This is a genomic window from Paenibacillus sp. J22R98, assembly GCF_059383835.1.
Window position 1 is genome coordinate 272,651 of the sequence record NZ_JBXENW010000001.1, and the last position, 20,610, is coordinate 293,260.

The window sequence follows — 20,610 nt, forward strand, 5'->3', positions numbered from 1 at the left end:
AAGGATAAAATAGGTATAATGAGAATGTTGTGTTTCTCGATTGCCTATTGCCGCATTCGCCATTATTCGATATAATGTCCTCTATGGAAGAACAAATGTCTCTTGAGGGAGGACGGCAAGTGGAAGAACGATATTTTGTCGTCCGCGAGGACATGTTGCCGGAAGCGATCGTGAAGACGATCCAAGTGAAAGAGATGCTCCGGCGCGGCGAAGCCGCCACTGTTCATGAAGCGACGGAACGGGTAGGCTTAAGTCGAAGCGCCTTCTACAAATATAAAGACGGCGTCTACACACAGAATCAATTGAAACGGGAAGCGATCGTAACCATTTCCATGGATCTCGACCACCGGTCGGGTGTCCTCTCGAAAGTGCTTGGTCTTGTAGCCGGCACGGAAGGAAATGTACTTACGATTCACCAAACCATCCCGCTGCAAGGGCTTGCCAATGTCATTATTTCCGTTGATACCTCGATGATGAACGGCTCGCTGTCTGAGATGATTGACGGCATCCGCAAGCATGACGGTGTACGCAAAGCGACGATCATTGGGCAAGGATAGAGAATTTGAGAGTTGAATTGGAGGATATCAGAATAATGAAGCCGATCAGAGTAGGTTTGCTAGGGCTGGGAACAGTCGGTACAGGTGTGGTACGCATCGTAGAAGGACATCAATCCGATTTGGAAAGCCAAGTGGGTTCCCCGATCGTCATTGAGAAAGTACTCGTGCAAAATAAAAATAAAGTCCGTTCCATCAGCGTTTCTCCAGAGAAGCTGACAGAGGACGTTTGGGAAATTATCTATAATCCTGATATCGACGTCATCGTTGAAGTGATGGGCGGCATTGAATTAACGAAGAACTATATACTTGAAGCATTATCCCGCGGCAAACATATCGTTACAGCGAACAAAGATTTGATGGCACTGCACGGACCGGAGATTCTGGCTAAAGCCCAAGAGAATGGCTGCGACGTGATGTATGAGGCGAGTGTTGCCGGAGGTATCCCGATAATTCGCACACTTGTGGAGGGCTTCTCGTCCGATCGCATTACGAAGATTATGGGTATCGTAAACGGTACTACGAACTATATCCTGACTAAAATGAGCAAAGAAGGCGCAGCTTACGGCGACGTGCTGAAGGAAGCGCAGGATCTTGGCTATGCCGAGTCCGATCCGACTTCGGATGTTGAAGGTTTGGATGCTGCTCGCAAAATGACGATTCTCGCGACGCTTGGCTTCCGCGCTAACGTTGCGCTTGAAGATGTGGATGTAAAAGGGATTTCCTCGATCACGAAGGAAGACATTCTCTATGCGAAGCGCCTTGGCTATGAAGTAAAGCTGCTTGGTATCGCTGAGCGACAAGACGACTATATCAGTGTCAGCGTACAACCAACGATGGTCAAGCTTTCTCACCCGATCGCATCCGTTAACGGCGTATTCAATGCTGTTTATGTATATGGCGAAGCAGTAGGCGAAACGATGTTCTACGGAGCAGGTGCAGGCGAACTGCCGACGGCCACTTCCGTAGTCGCGGATCTTGTCGCTGTCGTGAAGAACCTGAAGCTTGGCGTGAACGGCAAACAGGAGAAGCTCGCTTATAAAGAGAAGAAACTCAAAACCGACGAGCAAATTGCTTCGAAATATTTTATGCTGCTCCATGTGGATGATCGTGCAGGTGTTCTTGCGCGCATCACGCAAGCTTTTGCCGAGTATGAAGTGAGCCTCGAGTCTGTGTTGCAACAGCCAAACCCGAGCATCCCTGAAGCGGAAATCATCATCATTACGCATGATGCCAATAAAGCCGCTGCGAAGAAAGTGCTTCAAGCACTGGAAGGCATGGAAGTCGTAAAAGCGATCAAGAGTGTGTACCGCGTAGAAGGCTAACTATAATTTCACATAAAGGAGTCCTATTTTCCATGAGATATCTAGGCTTGCTCGAAACGTACAAAGAATTTCTACCTGTCAACGAAAATACGCCGATGCTCACGCTTCAAGAAGGCAATACGCCGCTTGTACGTGCCGAGAACCTGTCCAAGGAGCTTGACTTGAACCTGTTCTTCAAATATGAAGGCTTGAACCCGACAGGTTCTTTCAAAGACCGCGGTATGGTTATGGCAGTTGCGAAGGCGATGGAAGAAGGCAGCACAACGATTATGTGCGCGTCTACAGGCAACACTTCGGCAGCGGCTGCAGCTTATGCGGCACGCGGGGGTCTGAATTGTATCGTGCTAATTCCGAATAACAATATTGCGCTGGGCAAGCTGGCCCAAGCGATTATCTACGGTGCCAAAGTCATTGCGATCAATGGCAACTTCGACCGCGCGCTTGAAATCGTTCGCGAGATTACGGCGAAGCACCCGATTACACTGGTAAACTCCGTCAACCCTTACCGGATTGAAGGCCAGAAAACAGCAGCATTCGAAGTTGTGGATCAGCTTGGCGGCGAAGCGCCTGACTACTTGGCGATTCCGGTTGGAAACGCGGGCAACATTTCGGCGTATTGGAAAGGCTTCAAGGAACTGCACGCACATGGCAGAATCACTTCGCTGCCGAAGATGGTCGGTTTCGAAGCTGAAGGCGCTATGGCAATCGTGAAGGGCGAACCTATTGCCGAGCCTGAAACGATTGCAACAGCAATTCGGATCGGTAACCCGGCCAGCTGGAAAACAGCTGTTGCTGCTGCGGAAGAGTCACAAGGCCAAATCAACTATGTGACGGATGAAGAGATTCTCGATGCGTACAAGTTGATCGCACGCCGCGAAGGTATCTTTGCAGAACCGGCATCGGCGGCCTCGATTGCCGGCGTTCTTAAGCTGAAGCGCGAAGGTGCATTTAAAGGCGGCGAAACGGTAGTTTGCGTATTGACTGGCCACGGCTTGAAGGATCCTAACATCGCCATTAAAAGTGTACAAGCAGAGCCTATCGTTGTTGATGACAACGAAGAAGCGGTCATGAACGCGATCCGTCAGCTTGAAGGTGCGGCAAAATGATGAACCGCCGGGTAATGGTAAAGGTCCCGGCCAGCACGGCGAATCTCGGTCCGGGTTTTGACACGCTTGGTATGGCGTTGTCGCTCTACACATGGATCGAAATGGCGATCCCAAGTGATGGAAACACCGTCATTGAATTGCATGGGGACGGTCTGGAAGGTATTCCAACCGATAAGTCCAATTTGATCTATAAAGTTGCGCAGCAGGTGTTCGAGGCTGCCGGTATGGAAGAGCCGGAGCTGCATATCGCGATGTACAGCGATATTCCGCTGACACGTGGGCTTGGCAGCAGTGCATCCGCCATTATCGGAGCGCTAACGTGTGCGAATGCGTTGATCGGCAAGCCGCTTAGCGACGATGCGCTGTTTCAGATAGCCAGTGAGCTTGAAGGCCATCCGGATAATGTCGGCGCATCCCTGTTCGGGGGAATCGTCGTCTCGGCCTGGGATGGATCGCGGGCGGAGAAGGTTCGGTTAGAACCGCATGCCGATATGGACGTGCTGGTAGCCATTCCATCGTTCCAGCTATCGACAGAGAAGGCACGCCATGCGCTCCCGACTCAAATCGCAATGAAGGATGCTGTCTTTAATGTAGGCAGCAGCTCGCTGCTGGTCGCGGCATTCGCAAGCGGCAACTTGGATCTGATCGCTTTCGCGATGCGAGATCGTCTTCATCAGCCATACCGGGCGGCAATGGTTCCGGGTATGGAGGAAATTCTGGATCATGCTACGGAGCACGGCGCTTTAGGCGTTGCGCTTAGCGGAGCGGGTCCGACGCTTCTTACGCTCGTTCACAAGAACAGCCCCCGTAAGGCGGAGCTGGAGGCTTTTCTCAGTGATACCCTAGGCAAACACGGCATTCAGGCAGAGACCATGTGGCTGAAGCCTTGTGCGGAAGGTCCCGAGATCACGGTGAGCGGCAACCAGCAGGAACAATCATTCATGGAACGGATTAAAGGAGAAGTCAGGGCATGATTAGCGTAGCATGTTTGACGAAAGGCTCAACGTCAGATGAAGCAGCAAGGTACTTATTAAACGGTCATGGTGCCGATATTCACTATTCCTATCATCGTATGATTGCGGATGTGTTTCTCTCCACCGCGGAAGGCAAGACAAACTATTCTATTATTCCGATTGAGAATACGATCGACGGTTCCGTTGGTCTGCATACCGATTGGATCGTGGATGAAGTAAACCTGCCTATTCAAGCGGAATGGGTATACCCTTCCATTCAAAACTTGATTGGCGAAGCGAACGAGCTAACGACTGACGGCGAGCTCGCGTACGACAGGATCGTTAAGGTGCTCAGTCATCCCGTAGCCATGGCGCAATGTACCCAGTATCTGAAGAAACACATTCCGCATGCAGAGCTTGAGCATGTTGGCAGTACTTCGGAAGCTGTGCGCATTGTTCGCGATAATCCGGGACGCGGCTGGGCGGCAATCGGACAAGTGTCGGCAGCGGCAGATAATGAATTGGCCGTGCTCGAAACGGCCGTAACCGACCATGACAACAACTTCACTCGTTTCTTGTTAGTGGGAACTGAGCCGTTTACGCTTCGTGACTCACAGAAACATAAGACGAGTATCTTGATTACGATGCCAGAGGATTATCCGGGTGCGCTGCATCAGGTGCTGTCCGCGTTCTCCTGGCGCCGCATCAACCTTTCGCGGATTGAATCCCGTCCAACGAAGAAGCAGCTCGGCAATTATTATTTCTTGATCGACATCGAAATGTCGCTGGATACGGTCCTGCTTCCGTCTGCTATTGCTGAGATTGAAGCGATCGGCTGTCAGGTGCGGGTGCTCGGAAGTTACCCAAGTTTCAAATATGCAGCCTCTGAATAGTCATGATGGCGTGATGAAATGCGCAAATTTGTAATTGAAACACCCGGAAAGTTAAAGCTCTGCCTCGTCTAAATGGGGTGGAGCTTTAACTTTTTTTTGTAAGGAAGGGTGACACTCGCCCATCTCATGCATAGGATGTAGGGATTGATAACGGGCGTTTACCACGTCTGCCCAAGGCGTACAAACGTGACAGGAGGTTTTTGACGGGTGAAAATTCATATTGTCAAAAAAGGCGATACACTATACCTCATTGCCCAGAAGTATAATGTTTCGCAGGAAGAAATCATGAAACTGAATCCTACTATCACCAATCCCGACGTGATTGACATCGGAATGAAAATCAAAGTACCGACTTCTCAAACGGGAAATATGGAGTTTATGCACCAGCATGTTGTACAACAAGGTGATACATTGTGGAAACTCTCCAAAGCATGGGGGATCCCGCTCAGTGATATGATTAAAGCTAATCCGCAGCTGAAAAATCCAAACGTGCTGCTGACCGGCGAAGTCGTAAATATACCTAAGCCAGGCTCGTCACATCATATGCATGAGACGCATATGCAAAGTAACAACCAACACGCAAACGGTCATCATCCGCTTCACCCTTCATCGGTGATGCAAGGCGTTCAAGGCTTGATGGGCAAAATGTCAACAGCGCCTTCGTTACTCGGCGGTAAGAAATCGACAGGTCAAAAAGCAAACACAGCGCCGGTTCCGACGCCGATGCCGGTGGCACCGGAGCAAATCGCTCCGACACCGATGCCAGAGCCGGCTCCAATGCCGATGCCGGTGCCTGAAATCATGCCTGCCGTTGAGAAGAAATATCCGGTCTACAATTCCTATGACCAGCATGTCGATTTATTCAAACAATACGGCGTTCCGGCCACTGAGGTTATGTCGCTTTATGATATGCCGAAAATGCCAGAAGCGGTATCTCCGGTATCGATGGGCGGCGGCTATGGGCAGCCGACAGCCGTATCACCGGCATCGATGGGTGGCGGCTATGGGCAGCCGACAGCCGTATCTCCGGCATCGATAGGAAGCGGCTATGGATATTCGACTCCGACAGCGGTATCTCCGGCATCCATGGGAAGCGGTTATGGGTATTCGAATCCGACCGCGGTATCCCCTGCATCGATGGGAGGCGGTTACGGGCAGCCGACAGCGGTATCTCCGGTATCGATGGGAGGCGGCTACGGTTATCCGTCTGCTGTATCTCCTGCTGAAATGGGTCCGCAAGGCGGCTATGGCTATCCATCTGCAGTCAGTCCTGCAGAAGACATGGAATGGTGTCCGCCGGTAACATTGCCATGGGGAGCGCCAAGCTATGGCTGGGGTCCGCAGGCTGTATCTCCGGCTGAAATGGGTCCACAAGGCGGTTATGGTTTCGATCCGTCAATGGTATCTCCGGCCAACATGGGCCCGCAGGGCGGTTATGGTTTCGATCCGTCAATGGTATCTCCGGCTAACATGGGCCCGCAAGGCGGCTATGGTTACCATGATCCGTCGATGGTATCCCCGGCCAACATGGGTCCGCAAGGCGGCTATGGTTACTATGATCCATCAATGGTATCTCCTGCTGAAATGGGTCCGCAGGGCGGCTATGGTTACTACGATCCATCGATGGTATCCCCGGAGAATATGGGTCCGCAGGGCGGCTATGGTTACTACGATCCGTCGATGGTATCCCCAGCGAATATGGGTCCGCAGGGCGGCTATGGTTACTATGATCCGTCGATGGTATCCCCGGCTAACATGGGTCCACAAGGCGGTTACGGCTACATGGGTGGCGGTCAAATATCGCCTGTCGTAGCAGGAGCTTCAACGGGGAAGAAAAATTGTAACTGCGGCTGCCATGAGAAACGCGATGACGAAGTCGAGCAGTTCGAAGAAGAAGACGCCCTGGTTGCGTCCCCGGGCAAATCGGCTTCACCGCGCAAAACAAGCAAAAAAGTAGTCGTTCGCCAAACACGCACCGTGAAACCGAAACGCCGCGGAAGTTTACCGTGGATTAATCGCTAAGCGATATAACGAAATAACCCCGGCAGTCATTGCGCGCATGGATACATGCGGCGATGATGCCGGGGTTATTTTTGTGAAATGAATAAGACGGCAACATCCATTTCTACTTAACGGAGCAAAATGTGCATAATTCTCCAGCAGAGGTGAGACACTAGCAAAAAAGGTAAAAAGGGGAGTTCCCGATGATGGAATTCAGCCTCTGGAAGAAATTGAAAAAAAGGTTGCTGCGAAATCGACGGCCGATGTGGCAATTAGGCTGTCTGCTTGCTGTGACCTTACTCTCGCTTACAAGCGTCCGTTCTGTACAAGCTATGAAGCAGATAAATCCGCCTTCCACCGGAGCAGGAACACGAAGCGTAATCGAAGTGCTGGCATCGCCTGCAGAGCAGGTGACCGTCAAGCTGCACCGTATTTTCTTATGCGGCGAAGAGATGAGCACACTTGGACAGATGACCTCGAAAGAAGCGCTTCGTTTACTCAAGGAGCATCCGGAGTGGACGGCCGTGCTTGATACAGAGGCAGCGGTGGTAATGGAGCAGCGCATTGACGACTTATCGGAAGCCTGCAAGCAAAGCGGCTATATCAGTATGGATAAGGCAGGCAACTTAACGTTATTTGATGGCTCTCCGAAGAAGGAGAAGGTGCTGCGTACTTTTTTTCAACTGGATGTCAACTACATGGAGAGCAGCTTGCCGAAGGAACGGATCGAGGAGCTGGTGAACGGAATTCGGATTACGGACAAGGACGAGTACAACAGTGTATTGTCCACCTTCAGTGATTATGCGGTCGATCGCACGGAGAAAGTAATGAAACGAGACTTCTGACCGGCTGTTTCTAACAGCCAGGCCCAATAATCGATCGGACGAGAGACGGACGCACGCAGCGTCCGTCTTTTATGTTGTTCCGGGAGCGTTCCCGAAGGACAAAACGCGTGTTCTCATCGTGCCTATCATTTGCTATAATAGATGGAAGCCAATTTTTGATCATACTATTTTTTGGCATGGGGAGAGAAGAGGCTTGCGTGTTTTAGGGATAGATCCAGGGATTGCAATCGTTGGATTTGGTTTCATTGACAAAATCGGGAGTAAGCTGGTTCCCGTCCAATACGGCTGTATTCAAACCGAGGCGCATACCCCTCAAGAGGAGCGGCTCAAGCAGGTCTACGAATCTACTTGTGCGCTGATGGATCGCTACAAACCGGATACCGTCGCCGTAGAGAAGCTGTTTTTCAATAAGAACGTGACGACGGCATTTTCTGTCGGTCAGGCACGTGGCGTTATGATTCTGGCAGCAGCCCAGCGCGGATTGCCTGTGACGGAATACACGCCTTTGCAGGTGAAGCAGGCGGTTGTCGGATACGGCAAAGCGGAGAAGAAACAGGTGCAGGAGATGGTCCGCATGTTCCTGAAGCTTAGCGCAATACCTAAACCGGATGACGTTGCGGATGCGCTTGCGGTGGCCATTTGCCACGCCCATTCTTCCGTTCTGATGGATAAAATTAACGGGGTGAACCGGAAATGATCGATTATGTACGAGGACGCATCGTCCATTTGGATACAGAGTTTGTCGTGGTAGATGTTCGAGATATCGGTTACCGGGTGTTTACGCCAAACCCGTACGCTTTTGCCAAGAGTGATGAGCCTGTGACGATTTATACCCATCATCATGTTCGGGAAGACGCGACGCTGCTCTTCGGCTTCGCATCTCGTGAGGAACAGGCTATGTTCCGCAAGCTGCTTGAAGTGTCCGGCATTGGACCGCGCGTGGCACTGGGAATTCTGGCGGGCGGTAAGCCGGAAACGATCGCGGCTGCCATCCAGCAGGAGAATTTGACGTTTCTAACCAAGCTGCCCGGCATCGGCAAGAAGACGGCGCAGCGGATGGTGCTTGATTTGAAGGATAAGCTTGATGCGATTCCGGGAGGCTTCAGCTTCGCAGCGGCAGGCATCGTACTGGACGATGGCGCAGACAGCGGAACGTTGTTCGGCGGCAATCCGAATTGGAAGGAAGCGCGAGAAGCACTCACGACGCTCGGGTATACGGCAGCTGAGCTTGATCGCGCATGGCAGGGCATGAAGGATGACGCGGCAGCTGATGAATCTGTGGATGCACTGATGAAACGGGCGCTGCAGCAATTGTTTAAAGGCTAGCAGAGAGGGGTAAGCGTGAATGGACGATCGGATTATTTCCGCCAACCTCATGATGGAAGATCAAGCGGTGGAGCTGAGTTTGCGTCCTCGCTATTTGGCTGAGTATATTGGTCAAACTCAAGTGAAAGAGAATCTGAAAGTATTCATTGAGGCGGCAAAGCTGCGCAAAGAAGCGCTGGATCATGTCTTGCTCTATGGTCCTCCGGGACTTGGCAAAACAACATTATCGAATATCATCGCCAACGAGCTTGGTGTTAATCTACGAACCACGAGCGGTCCTGCAATCGAGAGGCCCGGCGATCTTGCCGCGCTGCTGACGAATTTACAGGAAGGCGATGTCTTGTTTATCGATGAAATCCACCGCTTGCATCGGACGGTGGAGGAAGTGCTTTATCCGGCGATGGAGGACTTTGCGCTCGACATTATGATCGGTAAGGGTCCCAGTGCACGATCAGTCCGCTTGGAGCTTCCGCCGTTCACATTGATCGGCGCTACGACGCGAGCAGGTTTGTTGTCCGCGCCGCTGCGTGACCGTTTCGGGGTAGTAAGCCGGCTGGAGTTCTATTCGGTGGATGAACTTGCATTCATCGTGTCGCGGGCAGCGGAAATTCTAGGTGTGAGCGTTATTGGAGAAGCCGCGCAGGAAATTGCGATGCGCTCCCGTGGGACGCCGCGGATTGCGAACCGATTGCTGAAGCGGGTCCGTGATTTCGCACAGGTACGGAACGACGGGATTGTTACGCATGAACTGGCCCAGTCGGCGCTTGGTCTCATCCAAGTGGATCCGCTCGGGCTAGACAGTATTGATCACAAGATGCTCCGTGCCATGATTTCCATCTATCGCGGCGGTCCGGTGGGACTCGATACGATAGCGGCTACAATCGGTGAAGAAAGTCAAACGATTGAAGATGTCTATGAGCCTTATTTGATGCAGATCGGTTTCCTCCAGCGCACACCGCGCGGTCGCATGGTAACGCCGCTTGCCTACCGGCATTTGGGCCTCCCTGTGCCGCAGCAGCCAGGTGCTGACGCCGATAATGGTGAGGGAGGTAGCTCCGTATAATGGCCAAGAAAGAACGCAGTACGGATGAGAGCAAACGCGAGAAGCTTATTGTCTTGTATGATGGTACCTGCAACTTATGTCTGGGCAGTGTTCGTAAGTTAAAGGAGCTGCAGTCGACTGCCGTGCTGCGATTCATTCCGGTTCAGTCGTTAGATGAAACCTATGAGACCATCCCCGGTCTGGCATCGCTTAATACGGAGACTTTATTGACGAAGATGCATGTTGTCGAGGCAGATGGGACGCTGCATGCCGGAGCGGCAGGCGTCATTCGAATTATGCGTACGGTTAAAGGCTTAAGATGGCTGGCTTGGCTGTACCGTGTGCCCGGTCTTAGAATCGCGGCAGATGGAATCTACCGGGTCATCGCGGCGAAACGTTATGACTGGTTCGGCCGAACAGATGACAGCTGTCACGAAGGCGTTTGTGCGTTACCCAAAAAAGATTAATGGCGAGGGGGAATGGATGTTTTGCCGATGAAAGGCATAAACGTCGTTCATGCGAACGAATCCACAGAGCCGGCAGTGAAACGCTCAAGACTGCCGAAGACGATGCGAACATTTACGTTGCTGTTGACCGGAGTCATAGGCCTCTCGGTTTGGACATCTGTACCTTCCAGTGGTGCGGCTGTACCTAAACTGGATAATATACGTGTAGCCATCTTCCTGAATACCAGTAAGTATAAACTGGATACGGCGGCAGCGACCTTCAGTTCGGCTGCTGCGCTGCAAGTTGGCGTTCGTCAGCCTTCAGGCGTTGTCCCGATGTTTCAAAGTGCAATCGGTGAAACGACGAGATTCACTCTTGACGATTACAAGCCGCTGTTGCTGGAGACATCCGATTATATGACGGCGTTAGCCGCATATAAACGGCTCAAGGCAATGGGAGCGGCAGGTTTCATGACAGCGGTGAACGACTCTCGCGGTAAGGTGTATCAAATCGAAGAAGGTTCTTATGCCACTGCTGCGGAAGCGAAAGCTGCCGGAGACCGCTGGTTGAAGGATGCAACGCTGGCTGGTTATGCCGGCAAATCGAGTAAAGCAGACCTGATCGGACCGCTGCATTTGGATACCGGTATGGTCTATGCCTCCAAAGACGAAGCTGTGAAAGCGGCGCAGGCACTCGGCTCAAGCGGGGTAGAGGCTTATGCTGCCATGAAACAGACCGGGATGGATGCAGGTGTTTATACCGTCGTAATCGGCTCAGAGAGCGATCAGACGGCGCTCGGTCAAGTCAAAGCCCAGGCGCAGAAGGTGAACGGTGCCTTGACGCTGCGGCAGACGGATGCGGCATCCGCTTATTTCGTAATCCGGGACGACTACACGACGGTTGATTCAGCTTCGAAACCGCCTGTCTCGCTCTATTCCGTACCAACCGCAGGAGCAAAGCTATGGATTTCTGCAACCTCCACTACAGGCGTTAAGCTGATGGAACGTTATAATCGGAGCTATCGCGGGCAGTTTGAGGTAAGCGGATTAAACAATAAGCTTGCCGTCATCAATGAATTACCGTTTGAGCAGTATTTGTATGCCGTTGTAGGCGCGGAGATGCCGGCATCCTGGCCTGCCGAAGCATTGAAATCGCAGGCGGTTGCAGCACGTACATATGCGATTTACCAGGGATTTGGCTTTCAAGTTGCACATGTCGTAGACACTACACTCAGTCAAGCCTATGGAGGCATCGGTTCCGAGAAGCCTTCAACGATTGCGGCGGTTGATGCGACAAACGGCGAAGTGGCGATGTACAACGGCAAGGTCATCGAGACGGTATTCTCATCCAGTGCCGGCGGCGTAACAGCCGATTCGAGTGAGATATGGGGCAATAGCATCGGCTACTTGAAGAGTGCGCAAAGTCCGGATTCTTCGTCGGAGAAAGGGTTGTATCAGTGGTACCGGATCGCTCTCCCGAATGGATCGGTAGGCTATATGCGAGAGGATTTGCTGGAGGTTACCGATCAGAAGTCAAAGGTCGGACAACCCCTTCTGCGCGTGAATGCGGATGGTGCGAAGCTGCGTCCGATTCCGCTCATTCAAGACAATGTACCGGTCGTGGATCAGGCAAACCGTGGAACAATGGCCGTCCAACTGGAGAAAGTGCCGCAATCCAATGAAATGTCATGGGTAAGAGGAACGTATACGGCCGCAGAGCTATTGGCATTCACGAACGGTAAGCTGCAGAAGCCGATAACAGGCAAGATCGCGACACTGGAGATCAGTCAAAGCGGTCCGTCGGGGCGTCCCACTGAGCTGCTAGTGAACGGAGAGAAGCTGCAGGTGAAGTATCCGGATGTGTATCGCGCTGCGTTCGGAGGATTGCCAAGCACCTTGTTCAAAATCGATGAAACCGCCAGAATGACCATTGAAGGCGGCAATCATGAAGTAAGAGAACGCCCGACTTTGAATGATAACGGCACGATGTACCTCATTGGCGGAGATGGGGCAACGAAGGAATTGAAGGATCGCAATGTCTTCATCATGAATGGCGAAGGCGAAGTGCGGGCCGCGACGAAAGATCCCGGCTTCCGATTCGTCGGTTCCGGTAACGGACATGGCGTGGGCTTGTCTCAGTATGGAGCGCGCGGGTTGGCAGACCTTGGGTATGACTATAAATATATAATGCAATACTATTACAAAGACGTGACGATCGTTAAGGAATGAGAACTAGTCGATGAATGTAAATGAGTTTGATTTTGAATTACCGGAACATTTAATAGCACAAACGCCGCTTGCGGACCGCACGTCCTCACGGCTGCTAACACTAAATCGCGAGTCGGGTGCAGTGGAGCATCATACGTTTACGAAGCTGGCTGAGCTGCTTCAGCCGGGGGATACCTTAATCCTTAACGACACTCGGGTGATGCCGGCTCGATTGATGGGGATGAAGTCCGATACAGGCGCTAAAGTCGAGCTGCTGCTGCTCAAGCAGCTTGAAGGTGACCGCTGGGATACATTGGCGAAGCCGGGCAAGCGGTTAAAGGTTGGCGCGCAACTATCTTTCGGTGACGATGGTAACGGACAGCCTCTACTGCGGGCAACCGTGGTAGGGGAAGGTGAAATGGGCGGTCGCGAGATCGAGTTTCATTATGAAGGTATCTTCCCTGAACTGCTGGATCGGCTAGGAGAAATGCCGTTGCCGCCTTACATCAAAGAGCGTCTTGGCGATCGCGAGCGCTATCAAACGGTGTATGCCAAGCATGAGGGATCAGCTGCGGCACCGACGGCGGGTCTTCATTTTACAAGACCGTTTCTCGATCAGCTGGCGGCTAAAGGCGTGCATATCGGTTATATTACGCTGCATGTTGGTCTTGGCACGTTCCGTCCGATGTCGGTTGATACAATCGAAGAGCATACGATGCACACGGAATACTACGAATTAAGTGAAGAAACAGCAGCGATGCTTCGGTCCGCGAAGGAACGAGGCGGTCGAATTGTTGCGGTCGGCACAACTTCCGCAAGAACGCTTGAAACCGTTTCGGCTCGGTTTACGTATGAGGATATACAGGCTTGCAGCGGCTGGACAGATATTTTTATTTTCCCAGGCTACGAGTTCAAGCTGGTTAATGCACTGCTAACGAATTTCCACTTGCCGAAGTCAACGCTGGTGATGCTCGTCAGCGCATTAGCCGGACGGTCAGCAGTTATGAATGCGTACAAGGAAGCGATTGAACGGGAATATCGATTCTTCAGCTTCGGCGACGCCATGTTTATTTACTAGGACAGAAAGAGGAAGTGCACGAGTGGCAATCACATACGAGTTAATTAAGACTTGCAAGCAATCGGGGGCGCGCCTTGGACGCGTACATACGCCTCACGGAATTATCGAAACACCTGCTTTCATGCCGGTAGGCACGCAGGCTACAGTAAAGACGATGAGCCCGGAAGAACTGAAGACGATGGATGCTCAGATTATTCTGAGCAACACGTACCATCTGTTTATCCGGCCGGGACATGAAATTGTTCGCAAAGCGGGCGGCCTGCATAAATTCATGAATTGGGATCGCCCAATTCTGACGGATAGCGGCGGATTTCAAGTATTTAGCTTAAGCAATATGCGTAAAATCAAAGAAGAAGGCGTAGAATTCCGCAGCCATTTGAGCGGCGACAAGCTGTTCTTGTCACCTGAAGTGGCGATGGAAATCCAAAATGCGCTCGGCTCCGACATTATGATGGCATTCGATGAATGCGCACCTTACCCAGCCGATTACGACTATGTTAAGAAATCGCTGGAGCGTACGACACGCTGGGCAGAGCGCTGCTTGGCTGCCCATGCTCGTCCGCATGATCAAGGATTGTTCGCGATCGTGCAGGGAGGCATGTATGAAGACTTGCGCCGTCAGAGCGCGGCTGAGTTGACTTCCATGGATTTCCCGGGGTATGCTATTGGAGGATTAAGCGTCGGAGAACCGAAGAATCTCATGTACAATGTGCTTGATTGTACGGTTCCTTTGCTGCCATCTAACAAACCGCGCTACTTAATGGGCGTAGGCTCACCCGATGCGCTGCTCGAAGGCTCTATCCGCGGAATCGATATGTTCGATTGCGTGTTGCCTACTCGAATTGCTCGCAACGGTACTACGATGACGAGCTCAGGTCGATTAGTCATCCGCAATGCGAAATTCACAGAAGATTTCGGTCCGCTGGACCCGGAATGCAGCTGTTACACCTGTACGAATTACTCCCGAGCGTACTTGCGTCACTTGATCAAGGCTGACGAGACGTTCGGAATTCGATTGACTACCATTCACAATTTGCATTTCCTTCTAGAGATGATGCGAGGCGTGAGACAAGCAATCATGGATGACCGATTACTTGATTTCCGTGATGACTTCTTCAATAAGTACGGCCTGCACGAGAACGATAAAGGATTTTAAGGAAAGGGGTGAACTAATATGGGATCAGCAGCATCTTTACTCCCGTTTGTACTTATGTTTGCGGTATTTTATTTCCTTCTGATTCGTCCGCAGCAGCGTAAATCGAAGCAGCGCAACTCGATGCTTAGCTCGCTGAAGAAAGGCGATAAAATCGTAACAATCGGCGGTATGCACGGAACAATTATGGAAATCTCGGATGACGTTGTTGTCCTTCGCGTCAACGATGCGACGAAGATTACATTTGACCGCAGCGCGATTAACACGATTACAACGAGCAGCGCGGCAGTTGCAGCAGCTCCATCTGCGCCAGTGGTAGAGAAGAAAGAAGATCAAGCAGAGAATATTAAAGCGTAATCCAGCAGTACTATTGAAAGAAGCCGGAACGAGAGAGGACTAGTAGTCCTATTCGTTACGGCTTCTTTTTATTCCCTATATGAGGGAGGGTTGACTCATAATTTCCAGCATTTGCGCACATAATGAACGTACGTGCTTGGCGCGATGGAGGTGGAGAACAGTGGGTAATTGGATGGAGATCATGTGGCGGACGTTAATGGCTGTCGTCTTCTTGCTCTTGATGACGAAGCTGCTTGGGAAACGCCAGGTTACAGAGCTGTCCGTTTTTGAATATATCACAGGTATCACAATAGGTAACTTGGCAGGGTATATTTCACTTGATACGGATGCGAAATGGTACTTGGGTATGTTGTCCTTAGGGGTATGGGTTGCAGTCTCCCTTGGCATCGAGCTGCTTCAATTAAAAAGCAAGAGAGTCCGAAACTGGATTGACGGGACGCCGACAGTATTGATTCAGAAGGGCAAAATACTAGAAAAGAACTTGAAGAAAGAGCGTCTGACAACCGATGAGCTGATGCAGCAGCTGCGTATGAAAGATGTGTTCAAAGCAGCTGACGTCGAGTTCGCGATCATGGAGGCGAGCGGAGCGATCAATGTGCTCCTGAAGTCCGAGAATTTACCATTAACCCCGAAGCAGCTTGGTATTAAAGTGACGCCGGAACGAGAGCCGATGGCAGTCATTATGGATGGCGTGGTGCTGACGGATCCCCTTCATGTGAGAGGCTTTAACGAGACATGGCTGGTCAAAGAGCTCAAGAAATCGGATCTTCGCGTTGAGGATGTGTTTCTGGCTCAAATTGACGATTTCGGCACGCTGACTATTGATTTGTACGATGATAAGGTTAAACAGCCGAAGAGTCAGAATCAAGCAACACTGCTGGCCGCATTGAAGAAATGCGAAGCAGACATGGAGATGTATGGGCTGCTGACAGCGGACGAAGCCGAGAAGCAGAAATATGCAGCCTGCTCTAAGCAGCTGCAGCACTTGATTGATGAGGTCAGACCGCTTATTTATCAATAGAACAAAAAGAGACCGCCCGGTTACACATGCAACCGGCGGTCTCTATTTTGTTTATTTCGCATCCTCGCGCAGATAAGTAATATTAGCTGCAGGTATGGATCCGTTGCGACGACCCCGGCGGAGCGACAAGTTCAATGCGCTTAGGCGCATGCCCATCGTGGAAGCGAATGTAGCGAGCACCAGGCCGCCGCACATGTCGATCAGCCAGTGGATACCCAGATAGAAGATTGCAAAGATAATGATTACGGCACAGATACAGCAGAACCATGCCCATCGTTTGATACCCGAGCGAACGGCCAATATCGCAAGCGTAACGGATATCGAAGTATGCAAGCTTGGGAAGCAGTTATCCAGGCCCGATAAGGCGCGGTACTGGTTCTCGAAATCCGGGAACACGTTTAACATCAGGAACGAAACGTGCGTCGGATCGTGATACCAGACTTCATTAACCGGCAGAAACAAGTAGAACGGGATCGCGATTAAATAGTTAATCATAATCGCGTAACATAAAGCGTAGAACATGCGTTTATTTTTGCTTCGTTTGGAGTAAATTCCGATTGATGCAATGAGCATCGCTTGGAAGACGACCACGTACATGAAAGCCAGAAAAACAGTTAAATACCGATTCTCAAACGTATGTTGAAGATTGGCGACGAAGTTTCCTTCAATCGATTGGAAGAATGTAGCGAAATCATAAGTGTACGTCATATGATGTTCGATGCGCATCTCCAGCTTGTTGCAGAACAAGATCAGCATCAATGCGCCGAAATGCAGCAAATATTTGCGGTTCAGTGCCATCTCTTTGAGAAATAATCCGCCAACCTTGAACGGGTTCGTTGCAGCTCCATACCAGATCAGAAGCGTCACCGTAATGGCCGAATAGATCGCGACCGTCGTCATGTTGTCAAACAAAGTCATGATACGTTCTTTCCTCCTAAAGCACCTTCGTAATTTCAGCTCGATCTAGTATATCACAATCTATACCCAAGTGAGACCATTTCCAAAAGTGTTCACAAACGGGACAAGCTGTCAGGACCGTTTGGTGTTCACGCCAATCATGCCGCCGAATGCTCCGCAAAGCAGCGTTTCGACCAGCATTGTAAATGTTCTGCCACTGATACCGGTGTTCGTGGAAAGAAAGCTGACTAGCAGTATCAATAAGCCATAGGCAATGCCGAGCATGCCGCCATAATACCATCCACGCATCCCGGATCTTCTGCCGGATACGAATCCGCCCGCAAGGGAGCAGTAGCCGTGCACGATCAAACTGTAAAGCGGCAGCTGGGTCTCCTGCATGCTCCCCCATCTCAGCATAGTCGAGAGCAGAATAGCCCCTAAGGCCAGCCAAATGGATGCATACAAAATGCCTGCGAGCATCGGTGAAGCCATGTGCACTTTAGGAACATTTTTCATGGCGTTGATTGGTTTCATATCGCTATCCCTCCAATTATTTACGCTCGTGTTCACGATTATTACAAGATATGGTCAAGCTGATCAGAATAGTACAAGTAGGCCCGCAGCAGCAGGGACTCCGCTTGATTACCAAATATTCGAACATCAACCTTCGTATGATGTACTTTGCAACAGGTGACAATAGTTGTACTTTGTGCTGGCATGAAACAACTACAGCTGGCAGCGATAAATCAGCCAGATGCGAATGCGGGGATGCAGCAGCCTCGCACTACATCCAAGGAGGGCGGCTCAAGTGGAATACTTGACACTGATGTTCCGGACGCTTCTCATCTACTTTATCGTGTTTCTCATTATGCGGCTTATGGGGAAGAGGGAAATCGGTAAACTTTCCGTATTTGACCTCGTCATTTCCGTCATGATTGCCGAAATCGCCGTCTTCGTTATTGAGGATACGGATCGCCCGCTAATGGACGGCATATTGCCAATGGTCTTTCTGCTCGTCATTCAGATCGTCATTGCCATCATTTCGCTGAAGAGCCGTAAGCTGCGCATTTTGTTCGACGGTGAGCCGGTTGTACTGGTGGAGCGTGGCAAGCTCAACCGTGAAGCGATGCGCAAACAGCGATATAATTTAGATGATCTGATGCTACAGTTTCGGGAAAATAAAACGAATATTGCGGATGTGGAGTTCGCCATATTGGAGACAACCGGGAAACTTTCCATTATTCAAAAGGATCGGCATGAGCATCACCATCGGGGGTCATCGAGTGAAGAGGGTCAGGGAGGGCAAGGCCATGGGCAGGATTCCCATTTCCCGAAGCCGTTCCCCAAAAATTACCGCTTCGAAACGCTGCCCGTGCCGCTCATTATGGATGGTGAGATTCAGAAAACGAATTTGGAGCAGCTTGGCAAAGACCGCTTCTGGTTGAATAATCAGCTGCGTCAGCGTGGAATTACAGATGTAAAGCAAGTATTCTTATGCACGATCGACCATCGGGGCAAAATCTTTCTCGACGCAAGACGGGGGAGACATCCACATAAGTAAGCGACTTACAGACGGACACCGGCTTAACTATAAGCCGGTGTTTTGTTAGGATTTGAACCATCTGCCGAGATAAGGGATGCGCTCTGCATCATAGCGGTCGATGATGCGCATTAGCACCATGAGGATGAGATAGACGATAATGCCGGCTGTGCAGGCGACGAACAGGTTATGCCACAAGGCAGGCAATACCTGCAGGTTCATTACCCATAATGAGGCAGCTCCCATAATGAACATTGCCGCGCCGACTTTGAGGAAATCAAGGATGTCCATGCTGAAACCAACGGAGCGAACAACGGCAATCCAGTGCAGCACCGTGACAAGTACGATATTTACGTTGATGGCGATTAAGGCTCCGTATATGCCAAGGGATGGATCTGATGCGAGCTCAACGATGAGAACAAGCTTCACAACCGCGCCGATAAAGGTGTTCATAAGAGCGGTGGTCGGTTTATCGAGCGCTTGGAGCGCTGCTTGAAGCGGAGCCTGCAAGTAGATGAATAAGCCGACAGGGGCCATCCATTGCAGCATCGGCGCAATTTCAACATGGTTGTAAAGAATACGGCAAAGCGGTTCTGCGAAGAGAACCATGACAACAACGAAGGGAGCCCCCGTTACAAGCGAGAGGCGCATCGACTGATGCAGCCGTTTATGGATCGTTGCGCGGTCGCCTTTGGCTGCTGCTTCTGAGAGGGAAGGCACAAGCGAAACGGCAAGGGAGTAAGTGAGTGCAGTCGGGAGCAAGAGAATCGGAATGATCATCCCTTGCAGGGCACCATATTGGGACGTGGCCACGCCAACAGCAATCCCTGCCGCGAGCAAAGCACGTGCTGTCAGAATGGATTCCAAGAGGTAGGATAATGACCCGATCATCCGGCTGCCGGTTACAGGAACTGAAAGACTGATCAATCGGCGCATAACCGGAACACGCCGTTTATGAAATGGAATATGGGATTTTAAACTGCCAATGGTTGGCGCTGTACCTTGTAATGCAGTCTCAGATTCAGAATTCTCTCTGATTACTGCGAGCTTGACTCGTTTACGATCCATGGCATATTGCCAGAGCAGAACGACAAGACCACCGATCTCTCCGACCACCACGCCGAGCATGGCTCCTGCAGCTCCCCAGGCTAGTCCAAATGGAAGCAGCCACTTCGCGAATAACAGCGCAAATACGATGCGAATCACCGTTTCGAGCGTTTGCGAAAGGGCAGTCGGGATCATGTTCTGCTTGCCTTGGAAATACCCCCGATAGACCGATGAGATGCCGATTATGAGCAGAAGCGGGCTCATCATGAGGAACGTCTGATAGACGCGCGGATCTGTCATAAGACGTGTCGTAATCCATGGCGTCAGCCAAACAAATAAGCCGGTAAGCAGAAGTGATAGCAGCACTGTAAGTGCCATGGCCGAACGGAAGATTTGCTTGACCCGTTTAGAATCGCCCTTGGATTCGGCTTCGGCGATCCATTTGGCCACCGCAAGTGGAATCCCGCCGGTAATGATGGTGAGCAGGACGATCAAAAACGGATATCCGAGCTGGTACAACCCTACTCCCTCTGCACCGATGATGCGGGGAAGCGCAATACGCGGTACAAAGGCAAGGATACGATTCACAATGCCTGCAAGCAGCAGAATCAACGCGCCTTTAATAAAAGATTGCTTCGTCACAGTCGGTTCCTCTCCCTTTACGTTCGATCCCTATCGTTCACTTCCCATTACCAGCAAGACCTGTCCTGTTCTATCCTTATGCTTATGCGCAGCATGTCCGAATCCATGTCATTTTTTCAAGATGCCGATGGGAGAAGCAGGAATGTGAGGAGAAGACATCGAATGAATATAGGATA

The 20,610-nt window shown here is 51.1% G+C and carries 20 protein-coding genes; 17 read left to right on the forward strand and 3 right to left on the reverse strand.

Features of this window, described 5'->3' with window-relative positions; all coding sequences use genetic code 11:
- Positions 1–119 precede the first annotated feature (119 nt).
- The 16 genes from AC50Y3_RS01265 (at position 120) to AC50Y3_RS01340 (ending at position 16,308) form a co-directional block, all read left to right on the forward strand.
- Positions 120–557, forward strand: a complete 438-nt coding sequence (locus tag AC50Y3_RS01265) for an ACT domain-containing protein (RefSeq protein ID WP_494816967.1) — start codon at positions 120–122, stop codon at positions 555–557.
- A gap of 35 nt (positions 558–592) precedes the next feature.
- Positions 593–1,879, forward strand: a complete 1,287-nt coding sequence (locus tag AC50Y3_RS01270; protein ID WP_494816968.1) for a homoserine dehydrogenase — start codon at positions 593–595, stop codon at positions 1,877–1,879.
- Positions 1,880–1,911: 32 nt separating this feature from the next.
- Entirely contained in the window at positions 1,912–2,985 is a 1,074-nt protein-coding gene (gene thrC, locus AC50Y3_RS01275) for a threonine synthase (protein ID WP_494816969.1), read from the forward strand.
- Positions 2,982–3,959, forward strand: a complete 978-nt coding sequence (gene thrB, locus AC50Y3_RS01280; RefSeq protein WP_494816970.1) for a homoserine kinase — start codon at positions 2,982–2,984, stop codon at positions 3,957–3,959. Before thrC ends, thrB begins: the two co-directional genes overlap by 4 nt.
- A complete protein-coding gene (gene pheA / locus AC50Y3_RS01285) occupies positions 3,956–4,831 on the forward strand; it encodes a prephenate dehydratase (RefSeq protein WP_494816971.1) in 876 nt (291 codons plus the stop codon). Before thrB ends, pheA begins: the two co-directional genes overlap by 4 nt.
- Positions 4,832–5,038: 207 nt before the next feature.
- Entirely contained in the window at positions 5,039–6,853 is a 1,815-nt protein-coding gene (locus tag AC50Y3_RS01290) for a LysM peptidoglycan-binding domain-containing protein (protein WP_494816972.1), read from the forward strand.
- Between the two features lie 182 nt (positions 6,854–7,035).
- On the forward strand, positions 7,036–7,677 hold the full coding sequence (locus tag AC50Y3_RS01295; RefSeq protein ID WP_494816973.1) for a BofC C-terminal domain-containing protein: 642 nt from the start codon (positions 7,036–7,038) through the stop codon (positions 7,675–7,677).
- 193 nt (positions 7,678–7,870) lie between these two features.
- On the forward strand, positions 7,871–8,374 hold the full coding sequence (ruvC, locus tag AC50Y3_RS01300) for a crossover junction endodeoxyribonuclease RuvC (protein ID WP_494816974.1): 504 nt from the start codon (positions 7,871–7,873) through the stop codon (positions 8,372–8,374).
- Positions 8,371–9,003: a Holliday junction branch migration protein RuvA gene (gene ruvA, locus AC50Y3_RS01305; protein WP_494816975.1), complete on the forward strand. Its 633-nt coding sequence runs from the start codon at positions 8,371–8,373 to the stop codon at positions 9,001–9,003. Before ruvC ends, ruvA begins: the two co-directional genes overlap by 4 nt.
- Positions 9,004–9,022: 19 nt before the next feature.
- Positions 9,023–10,066: a Holliday junction branch migration DNA helicase RuvB gene (gene ruvB, locus AC50Y3_RS01310; protein ID WP_091214847.1), complete on the forward strand. Its 1,044-nt coding sequence runs from the start codon at positions 9,023–9,025 to the stop codon at positions 10,064–10,066.
- Positions 10,066–10,512, forward strand: coding sequence for a thiol-disulfide oxidoreductase DCC family protein (locus AC50Y3_RS01315; RefSeq protein ID WP_494816976.1), 447 nt, complete (start codon positions 10,066–10,068; stop codon positions 10,510–10,512). Before ruvB ends, AC50Y3_RS01315 begins: the two co-directional genes overlap by 1 nt.
- Before the next feature lie 27 nt (positions 10,513–10,539).
- Positions 10,540–12,720: a SpoIID/LytB domain-containing protein gene (locus AC50Y3_RS01320; protein WP_494816977.1), complete on the forward strand. Its 2,181-nt coding sequence runs from the start codon at positions 10,540–10,542 to the stop codon at positions 12,718–12,720.
- A 10-nt stretch (positions 12,721–12,730) separates the two neighbouring features.
- A complete protein-coding gene (gene queA, locus AC50Y3_RS01325; RefSeq protein ID WP_494816978.1) occupies positions 12,731–13,777 on the forward strand; it encodes a tRNA preQ1(34) S-adenosylmethionine ribosyltransferase-isomerase QueA in 1,047 nt (348 codons plus the stop codon).
- A 22-nt stretch (positions 13,778–13,799) separates the two neighbouring features.
- Entirely contained in the window at positions 13,800–14,933 is a 1,134-nt protein-coding gene (gene tgt, locus AC50Y3_RS01330) for a tRNA guanosine(34) transglycosylase Tgt (protein ID WP_494816979.1), read from the forward strand.
- Positions 14,934–14,951: 18 nt separating this feature from the next.
- Complete coding sequence (gene yajC, locus AC50Y3_RS01335; RefSeq protein WP_494816980.1) at positions 14,952–15,287, forward strand: preprotein translocase subunit YajC; 336 nt, start codon at positions 14,952–14,954, stop codon at positions 15,285–15,287.
- A gap of 160 nt (positions 15,288–15,447) precedes the next feature.
- On the forward strand, positions 15,448–16,308 hold the full coding sequence (locus AC50Y3_RS01340) for a DUF421 domain-containing protein (RefSeq protein WP_494816981.1): 861 nt from the start codon (positions 15,448–15,450) through the stop codon (positions 16,306–16,308).
- 51 nt (positions 16,309–16,359) lie between these two features.
- Here the strand turns inward: AC50Y3_RS01340 and AC50Y3_RS01345 are convergent, their stop codons facing one another.
- Together AC50Y3_RS01345 and AC50Y3_RS01350 are read right to left on the reverse strand one after the other, a co-directional pair.
- Positions 16,360–17,226 carry a phosphatase PAP2 family protein gene (locus tag AC50Y3_RS01345; RefSeq protein ID WP_494816982.1) on the reverse strand — a complete coding sequence of 289 codons (867 nt, stop codon included), beginning with the start codon at positions 17,224–17,226 and terminating at the stop codon, positions 16,360–16,362.
- A gap of 111 nt (positions 17,227–17,337) precedes the next feature.
- Positions 17,338–17,739, reverse strand: coding sequence for a TIGR04086 family membrane protein (locus AC50Y3_RS01350; protein WP_494816983.1), 402 nt, complete (start codon positions 17,737–17,739; stop codon positions 17,338–17,340).
- 274 nt (positions 17,740–18,013) lie between these two features.
- On the opposite strand from AC50Y3_RS01350, the gene AC50Y3_RS01355 reads away from it, so the two are divergent.
- Positions 18,014–18,766 carry a YetF domain-containing protein gene (locus AC50Y3_RS01355; RefSeq protein ID WP_494816984.1) on the forward strand — a complete coding sequence of 251 codons (753 nt, stop codon included), beginning with the start codon at positions 18,014–18,016 and terminating at the stop codon, positions 18,764–18,766.
- A 45-nt stretch (positions 18,767–18,811) separates the two neighbouring features.
- On the opposite strand, the gene AC50Y3_RS01360 is transcribed toward AC50Y3_RS01355, so the two are convergent.
- Positions 18,812–20,434: a putative polysaccharide biosynthesis protein gene (locus tag AC50Y3_RS01360; protein ID WP_494816985.1), complete on the reverse strand. Its 1,623-nt coding sequence runs from the start codon at positions 20,432–20,434 to the stop codon at positions 18,812–18,814.
- Positions 20,435–20,610: the final 176 nt, after the last annotated feature.